The sequence below is a fragment of the Methanobrevibacter sp. genome (assembly GCF_045586545.1).
Classification (GTDB): Archaea; Methanobacteriota; Methanobacteria; order Methanobacteriales; family Methanobacteriaceae; genus Methanocatella.
Genome location: NZ_JAZNAN010000090.1, coordinates 21,174 through 29,185, shown reverse-complemented (window position 1 = coordinate 29,185; position 8,012 = coordinate 21,174). Strand labels below are relative to the sequence as shown.

At 32.6% G+C, this 8,012-nt stretch carries 10 protein-coding genes; 1 reads left to right on the top strand and 9 read right to left on the bottom strand.

From position 1 onward, the window contains the following. Positions 1-197: 197 nt before the first annotated feature. Positions 198-1,643 carry a hypothetical protein gene (locus ACKI3D_RS07085; RefSeq protein ID WP_407393251.1) on the top strand — a complete coding sequence of 482 codons (1,446 nt, stop codon included), beginning with the start codon at positions 198-200 and terminating at the stop codon, positions 1,641-1,643. A 15-nt stretch (positions 1,644-1,658) separates the two neighbouring features. Here the strand turns inward: ACKI3D_RS07085 and ACKI3D_RS07080 are convergent, their stop codons facing one another. The 9 genes from ACKI3D_RS07080 to ACKI3D_RS07040 all read right to left on the bottom strand — a co-directional run bounded on the left by ACKI3D_RS07080 (position 1,659) and on the right by ACKI3D_RS07040 (position 7,966). Beyond that, positions 1,659-2,081, bottom strand: a complete 423-nt coding sequence (locus tag ACKI3D_RS07080) for a DUF3021 domain-containing protein (RefSeq protein WP_407393250.1) — start codon at positions 2,079-2,081, stop codon at positions 1,659-1,661. Positions 2,082-2,089: 8 nt separating this feature from the next. Beyond that, positions 2,090-2,530 (bottom strand): LytTR family DNA-binding domain-containing protein, encoded by a 441-nt coding sequence (locus ACKI3D_RS07075; RefSeq protein WP_407393248.1) that lies wholly within the window; start codon positions 2,528-2,530, stop codon positions 2,090-2,092. A 3-nt stretch (positions 2,531-2,533) separates the two neighbouring features. Next, entirely contained in the window at positions 2,534-2,809 is a 276-nt protein-coding gene (locus ACKI3D_RS07070; RefSeq protein WP_407393247.1) for a 2TM domain-containing protein, read from the bottom strand. Beyond that, complete coding sequence (locus ACKI3D_RS07065; protein WP_407393246.1) at positions 2,810-3,061, bottom strand: 2TM domain-containing protein; 252 nt, start codon at positions 3,059-3,061, stop codon at positions 2,810-2,812. It lies immediately after the preceding gene. 118 nt (positions 3,062-3,179) lie between these two features. Continuing rightward, complete coding sequence (locus tag ACKI3D_RS07060) at positions 3,180-3,878, bottom strand: diacylglycerol/polyprenol kinase family protein (RefSeq protein WP_407393244.1); 699 nt, start codon at positions 3,876-3,878, stop codon at positions 3,180-3,182. Continuing rightward, positions 3,878-4,963 (bottom strand): tocopherol cyclase family protein, encoded by a 1,086-nt coding sequence (locus tag ACKI3D_RS07055; RefSeq protein ID WP_407393242.1) that lies wholly within the window; start codon positions 4,961-4,963, stop codon positions 3,878-3,880. Before ACKI3D_RS07055 ends, ACKI3D_RS07060 begins: the two co-directional genes overlap by 1 nt. Positions 4,964-5,093: 130 nt before the next feature. Next, positions 5,094-7,196: a right-handed parallel beta-helix repeat-containing protein gene (locus ACKI3D_RS07050; protein ID WP_407393241.1), complete on the bottom strand. Its 2,103-nt coding sequence runs from the start codon at positions 7,194-7,196 to the stop codon at positions 5,094-5,096. 234 nt (positions 7,197-7,430) lie between these two features. After that, a complete protein-coding gene (locus ACKI3D_RS07045; RefSeq protein ID WP_407393239.1) occupies positions 7,431-7,532 on the bottom strand; it encodes a zinc ribbon domain-containing protein in 102 nt (33 codons plus the stop codon). Between the two features lie 8 nt (positions 7,533-7,540). Beyond that, a complete protein-coding gene (locus ACKI3D_RS07040) occupies positions 7,541-7,966 on the bottom strand; it encodes an EamA family transporter (protein ID WP_407393238.1) in 426 nt (141 codons plus the stop codon). Positions 7,967-8,012 lie beyond the last annotated feature (46 nt).

Here is an 8,012-nt window from a genome sequence, read left to right as displayed (position 1 = left end):
TACTTATATTTTCATATCAATAGTAAATTAATATCAATCTAAACATTATTATATATCATAAAATATAAATAAAAACATCACATGAAATTTAAGGAGGTGAAAAAATCAACGCTAAAATAATCTCATTAATAACATCAATTGTAATTATTCTACTTTGTGTAACCTCCGTAAGCGCAACAGACACCACCAATCAAACTTTGGAAATTGATAATTCTGCAAACACATACACTGAAATCTCACAGGATTTAGAAACTGAAATTGAGAATGCAGATAATGGAGATGAAGTTTTAATTGACCCTGAAACATATCAGATACATAACATTAAACTTACCAAAAATATCACCATTCAAGGAAAAGGAGACCCTAGAGACGTGATAATTGATGGTGAGGAAAAATCAAGTATTTTTTTAATCAGAAGTCCAGATGTCTACGTTACTTTTAAAAATATCACCTTTATTAATGGTTTAACAGATGATTTTGGAGGAGCAATCTCTATTGAAACCGGCCATGTTACTGTAGACAATTGCATTTTCATTAACAATACTGCATTGAAAAACACAAATGCGGGAGGAATCTCAAATTATGGGACTAAAGATAACAGAGGATATCTTCTCCTGACAAATTCATTGTTTATTAACAACCATGCAGATCACGATGGCGGTGCAGTAACAACCTGCTATGCAGATTCATATATCAGCAACTGTGTTTTCATCAATAATTCTGCTCGCCGTGACGGTGGAGCGATACGTGTCAGCCTATATGGATATGGGCTGGTCGAAGATTGCATATTCATGTTCAATCATGCTGATGAATGGGGAGGAGCATACTACAGTTGGTCTGGTGAGTCCGACATTAGACGATGTATCTTTTTAAATAATACCGGTGGAACTAATGGTGGAGCAGTGATGGTTTCTGGAAATATCAACATTCAAGAGTCTATTATTGCAAACAATACTGGTGAGGAAACCGGAGGCTCATTTTACATTCAACAACCGATGTATAATAAAAAAACTGTTATCAATATCCATGATAACCTGATTACGGACAATAACTCACCGTTAGGAAAAGAAGTTTACATTAGTTGGAAAGATACTGAAAATTTATACACCCAATTCGATAATAACGATTGGGGCAATGAAGACCCTAATGATTCATCAGTAAATGACCCGGATAACGTTACACCAAGAATTAAAGTGTCAAAGACCACTAAAACTAATTTGTTTGAAAAATTAAATGTTGATTTGTTAGATAAGTATTCTGATTTAGTTAAAGATTATTTCCCAGACGATTCACTCGAAAATCTTAAAAGTCAATTTACAAAACCTAAAAAAGACAATCAGCAAGAAAATAGCAATAATAACATTTTAGATGATTCAAGAAATTCAAAAGATAATGAAATAAAAAGTAATAATGTTACATCAACTTCAAATGTTAATTCAAAGTTGAATCCTCTTTCAAATTTCCAAATACCCATTGGAAATTCAACTTCACATGGAGAAGACAAAAAAGCCTATGAGATAAATAAAACCAATAACTCCATAGCAAAACAAGCTAATGTAGATATTAAATACATTGTTGGTGCAATGATTATTGCATTTATTTTATTATTAATTGGATATAAAAGAAATTTAAAAGAAGAATGAATAGTTAAAAACTATTCACTTATTAATTTTTTTATTCAAGTCCCGTGCGACTAAATAGTAATATATATAAAAACCACACCATGAAATAGCTGCAAATATACAAGCTATAATAATCCATTCGATTATAATGCCTATTCCCAAGTTAATTGGCATCCATTGAAGATAAATTGCAACTATAAATAAAATCACCATTCCGATACCCATCTGGAAAGCAATTTGAAGTGGAAATGCAATATCATCCCTTTCATAAATCAATCCTGTCAATGAGAATCCCCAGCCAACAACAATTGAACCTAAAAATGCATTAATCATAGTTGTTCCGGAAAAATGAACATTTTGAGGACCTTGCTGTATAGATATCAAAACCATGATAAACATGACTATAAAACAACCGACAAAAGCACCCATCGCCAATCTTTTAATAATTTCCGTTTTCATATTCCCACCTATAAATCCAAAGCTTGCTTGAAATCAGGCAAATATTTCCTTGAGATATTGTCCTTCAAACCATTTTTAAGCTGTATAAACATCATTCCCTTAAGTGAAGGAGCCACTCTTTCAATCTTTTTCAAATTGACGATAGTTGTTTTGGAAATTCTTACAAAATCACTTCCTAAAGACTCCTCAACCTGATACAATGCTTTTTTGATTTGATACTCCCCGTTTTCGGTATACACTTTCACTTGTTTGTCTTCAACTCTAAACATATAGACATCACTGAATTCAAGAAGTGCAATGTCTGATCCTTTCTTAACGGCCAACATTTCACTGGATTCTTCACTTTCCAGAATTGACATCACCTTTGTGATATTGTCTGTCAATTCATTGGTGTGAATGTCAGCATATGGCTCTTCAATATCCCTTGAAACAAATAAATTTACCTTCATGATTTATTTCCTTAATTTTTCCATTTCTTCCTGTATTTTCTGCTCTCTGTATGAATCTGTGTCAAATTTATCATTGAATACGAATGCTTTTAAAAAGTCAACGAACACTCCAATTCCCCAGAAGAATACCGGGAACAATACCCACCAGAAATGTGGAGTAAATATTGCATTGATTACAGCTAAAAATGCATTAACGATAATGTAAACTTTGAAATTCTTATAAAATTTAATTTTTGCATCTGCACGTTCTTCAGCTAACTTGCGTAAATTATCACTCATCTAATCACCCATTTTTGATAGTTCTTTTTGAATCATTTCTTCACGGTAACTATTAAGAGAATATGCTTTAAAAAAATCATCTAAAACACCAATTCCCCAGAAAAACATTACAAATGCTAGTAACCAAAAGCTTTGTAAGAATACAAAACAGATAATTGCTATTATAGTATTTACAATCAAATATTTATATAGATTTTCTTGAAATTTTATTTTTGCATCAACTCTTTTTTCAGCCTGTTCTCTCAAATTCATTTTATCACCATTCGATAATATAACTTGGTAAAAGTCTATATAAATGGCTATTTGGCGATGTGTCTAAGATGCAAAAAATAGTTAGTGAAATGCAAAAAATAAGAATTGAAAATAGTAGCTACAATATAGCTACTAAGAAATATAAAATTGCAATTACTGCAGGAACTGTTAAGTTATCAATTCCTCCATAACTGAAAGCTTCACATAATGTTGCAACAGCAGAAATGGCAATGACATTAACAATGTTGAATTCCGGCATTGTGCAACCAATTGAAGCGAAAACCATCCAAACAAATACACTCATTACAGAGGTGATAACAAACATTGTGAGTGATCCTTCAAGAGATTTTTGACCTCCGAATACTGTGTATTTGACTTTACCGAATTTTTGACCGATTAAAGCTGCAAATCCATCACCATAAACCATAGGCACAATAGCTAATGCTACAATCCAAATGTAGAATTTAGGATCGTTTGCAGGAGCAATCATGGTGAATATTGCAATCAATATAGTCCAAATCAATGCATAGAAGAATAATCCTAATGCATGTCCTGATTCGGTGACGCTGTTTTCGATTTTAATCGGTGAATATTCAGTCAAGAAGAACAGCGCAATTGTGATAGGCAATGTTAAGAACCATACCATAACCCAGGGATCGGAGAAAAACGGCATGGCAAATATCATGTTACCTACCATAATGTGTAAAAATTTACGTGAAACTTCAGGTCTTGTCTTTAAAACCATTTCAGCTACCACAAAAATGACAGCTACATAAACATATACAATAATTAATGCGAGGATGTCAGTGAATATCATTATTTATCATACTCCCCATATTCACAGCCAGCATTTTCCATCTTTACATGATCAATCAATGTTCCGTCTTTCTTGTATAGTTTGATTTCACCCCAACCGTTTCCACCATTCCATAAACGGTTGTGTCTTTTTTGGCCATCGGGAGCTTCGTAATTAATGAACATCATTTCGTCACGTTTACAATAAAGTACCATTTCCATTCTGGAGTTTCTATTACTTGCATTTACATGCCAGGTGTGTACATCTTCACCCTCTTCAAAGTCAAAGTCAATTTTTACCATGTTCCAGAACCTTGCGAAGTTGTATTCATACATAGTGCCTTCATAGTAAAAACCAATTAATAATTTACGTGGGATTGAGATTCCAAATGCTTTTGGTTTTCCACCACCTGCTTCAAATGCAGAGTTGTTTAATTTTTTACCAGTGATCAGACTTGTTAAGTTACAGGATGAAATCCAAAGCCAAGGTGAGGTAAAGTCTCCTCCCCAGTTTTTATCGGCATATCCATAAGATTTTTCAGGAATAACTTCATATTCTTCACCATCTAGCCAGATGGTTCCGCTATATTGAGTCTTAATTCCTTCTGCATGCCAAAACATTTCAAATGAATTTAATTTTCTAAATAATGAATTTGCACCATAACCCACATTAAAAGTGATTTGCTTATCAATGTCCAAATCCCACATCATGTCTCCAGCATCACACATGTATTCTGGATGTTCACGAGCTTCTTCTTCGCTTACTCTTGAATATCCGCTCATGTGAGTTTCTGTTAAACTGCAGTCTCCAACTCTAATATTTAATTCATCATCAGGGCATTCGAAATATTTCATTGAGTAAAAATTATGAATTTGTTTTGGATTTTTACCCCATGTTCCAGCTTTAACCATACAATATGATGGTCTTTTACCTGCAGCTTTATTTTCAGGAAGTTGTCCTAAAGTAGGTTCTTCTTCAGCTAATGCCGGATTACATACAAAATATTCAATAAAAAAAGGTTTAGGTTCTCCGGTTTTTTTGTTATATGCGGTTAAGGAATGCCACCACCAATCATAACCTTTCTTGGCAAGTGGTCCTTTGAGCATAAAATAATCTCTCTTCAAATCACTTTTGTTCATAAAAATCCTCCAAAGGTAAGATATGAATAGATTTGTTTTAAATATAATAAAAAGCTTATGTTAAAAATTAGAAAAAAAGAAGAAAAATAGATGAATTTTACATTTTTGATTTCATTTCTTTAATATCTTCACGATAGTAAAGACCAATTGTCAATATAATTAACAAGATTATAAATGAAATTCCAGTTACTTTGAAAAATTCATCGTCATCTATGATAATTTGTTTTACTACGGATTGGGAACCTGGATCTGCACTGGATTGGCCTGCATCAGAAGCACTTGCCTGTGAGGTAGTTTGTGCACTTTCCGGTTGTGAAACCTGATTTACAGGATTGTTTGCATTCTTACTTGGATCATTGTTTTGACTATGGGTGCCATTTCCGGTATTGTCTCTGCTTCCCTGTTGGGAGTTTCCATTTCCTTGGTTGTTGTCTCCACCATTGCCTTCACCAGTTCCTGCACCATTTCCAGTTCCTAAATCTCCATAAAGTTGATAACTTGGAATTGTAGGATATGAAAATGTTTGAGCCTGACCGTTTACCGGCTGTACGGACTTGGAATTTGAATCGTAAATATTATCCCTGTTTGATAAATCGACTGTTGCTCTAACCAAATCCCCATCATTGGCATCGGCAGTGAATACTCCTGCCCCCCCAGTAATATCCACACTAATTGTTTTTCCATTATTGGTTTTATATGTTAATGTCCTATCCGGTAGCAAACTGGCAATGTTTCCGTCAGAATCTGTAAATGTTGCCTGGAACAGATTATCGCCAATTTGGGTTACTTTAAATTTTATTTTGCCTGAATTGATTTTAGGGCATAATAAATTCAAATCACCATACCAGTTATCGCCAACATCCAATTGAACTCCATTTTCCTGATAATAAGTTTCTTTTGCTTCCATGTCCTTATAATCATTGCCTACAACAGCATTGTAGTTGATAGTCTGATTTTTAGGTTTGACATAGTCATCGAAAAACTTAACACCGATACCATTTTCAGAAATAATGTTTGATTGAATAGTATTGCTTCCAACATGAGCCATGGAAATACCATTTTCATAATTAGATTCTATGCTGTTGGCTTTGATATTGACATTGTCTCCAGCATAAAACATCAAGATACCATCATTCTTGCTTTTAGTGATAGTATTTTTATTGATATGAATATCAGAAGGACCCAATTTATAATCAACACCATTAATCTTTTTAGCCAAATAAATGGCATTATTATTTTTAGATAGAGTATTGCCATGAATATAAATATTATTTGACTTAGCTAACTCAATACCGTTTAGACCATTACTGTTAATATTGTTATTGAAAATATATGCATAGCTTGATTCTGCAATACTTATTCCACTTTTGGAGTTTTTGACAATATCATTTTTAGTAATGTTCAAGTATTTGGTATTTAATCCGACAATAGCATTTCCCTTAGTGGTGATTTCATTATTATTAATAGTTACATAATCCGCACCATTAACATTAATTCCATCTCCATTTCCTTGAATATTAAATCCTTTTATGGAAGTCAAAGAAGCGCCATTGCCTTTAATTGTAATTACAGGATTTGTGGAACTGGATTTTAAAGTAGTGCCCACATTGCTTAGCAAAGATACGCTTTTTGTAATTACCAAATTAATGTCAGAATAACTCTTTCCTTTAAATAGAATAACATTATTGACTTTGGCATTGTCAATGATACTTTGAATTTCGGCATTGCTCAAACCACTATCAACAACACGAGTATTATCAATTGTAACGTTGGTTGTAAGAGATGCTGCCTTATATTTTGAGTCTCCCGCAAATTTAGTAACGATTTTATATGTGCCATCGGCCAATCTTAGCTGAAGAGAAGCAATCCCCTTGGAATTTGTATTTTTACTGTAAGTTTTTCCATTAACTTTAAATGTTACTTTAGCATTCTTTATAGTATTATTGTCGTCATCAGACAACATCACTTTAAAATAATCGCCAACAACATCAAAAGTGGTATCGCTTTCAACATCCAAATGTGTACTTACTTTGGGAGAGGCTTTTAAAAGACTACTGTTTGAAGTTTCAAGAATTTGAGAGTCAACCGTATCAATTTGAAGAGTATCATCTGTAGAATTGTCAATTTCCTGTGCAACACTAAAATTTAGTGTAAATAACACAAATACTAATAGTATAATCATAAATCCCTTTTTATTCATATTTCACCTCCTTTATGCTTGATAATAAAGAAGTAATTATTGATAATTATCCTTATATTTTTAATTATGGTAATTAATAGTATATATTATTGACTTTTTTAACTGATTTAAAATATCTGTTTAAATTAGGATTTTTAATATGATAAATGATTAAAATAAGTAAAATTAGTTTAGAAATTAAAATATGATATAAACCATAATAATATCGATAAAAAAATAAAAAAAACTTAAAAATTAGAAATCATCCTCTTCATCAATGCAGTAAATATCATAACCGCAATTAGGACAATATTCCTCACCATCTTCAACCCATGCTCCACATGCAGGACATTTCATCCTATCACCTACAAATTGATTAAAACCAAACCGAACATGCAAACAATTATTCCAACAATCTGATTGATTGAAACATTTTCTTTATATAAGAAATAACCAACTAAAATCAATACGCATGCAAGACCAATATTTGCAACCACAGTAGCTGTACTTACTGTCCATCCTGCCCTATAAACAAAGACATATCCTACTTCAAGACCAACAATAGCTAATGCCAAAACGATTGATGTCCAGTTAATTTTGGAAATTTCAACGCCCACATTTGATGGGCCAACAACATATACAAAAATTATGGCTGAGATAATGGCTGCAACCAAATAGGTAATCATCAATGCTCCAAAGGGATTAACATCACTCGGCATTGACTTCATGCAAATATTATAAAAAGTATTCGAAAGAATTACAATCAATATCGGCCAAATTAAGTTCCACATTCAAAATCACCGAAAAAAAGAAAAAAGAAAAAAGAAGTGAAGTTAA

Coding starts and splice junctions, on each gene's coding strand:
- ACKI3D_RS07070 (WP_407393247.1), bottom strand. CDS start 2,809: ATGAGTGATAATTTACGCAAGTTAGCTGAAGAACGTGCAGATGCAAAA.
- ACKI3D_RS07040 (WP_407393238.1), bottom strand. CDS start 7,966: ATGTGGAACTTAATTTGGCCGATATTGATTGTAATTCTTTCGAATACT.
- ACKI3D_RS07045 (WP_407393239.1), bottom strand. CDS start 7,532: ATGAAATGTCCTGCATGTGGAGCATGGGTTGAAGATGGTGAGGAATAT.
- ACKI3D_RS07060 (WP_407393244.1), bottom strand. CDS start 3,878: ATGATATTCACTGACATCCTCGCATTAATTATTGTATATGTTTATGTA.
- ACKI3D_RS07055 (WP_407393242.1), bottom strand. CDS start 4,963: ATGCTCAAAGGACCACTTGCCAAGAAAGGTTATGATTGGTGGTGGCAT.
- ACKI3D_RS07050 (WP_407393241.1), bottom strand. CDS start 7,196: ATGAATAAAAAGGGATTTATGATTATACTATTAGTATTTGTGTTATTT.
- ACKI3D_RS07075 (WP_407393248.1), bottom strand. CDS start 2,530: ATGAAGGTAAATTTATTTGTTTCAAGGGATATTGAAGAGCCATATGCT.
- ACKI3D_RS07080 (WP_407393250.1), bottom strand. CDS start 2,081: ATGAAAACGGAAATTATTAAAAGATTGGCGATGGGTGCTTTTGTCGGT.
- ACKI3D_RS07065 (WP_407393246.1), bottom strand. CDS start 3,061: ATGAATTTGAGAGAACAGGCTGAAAAAAGAGTTGATGCAAAAATAAAA.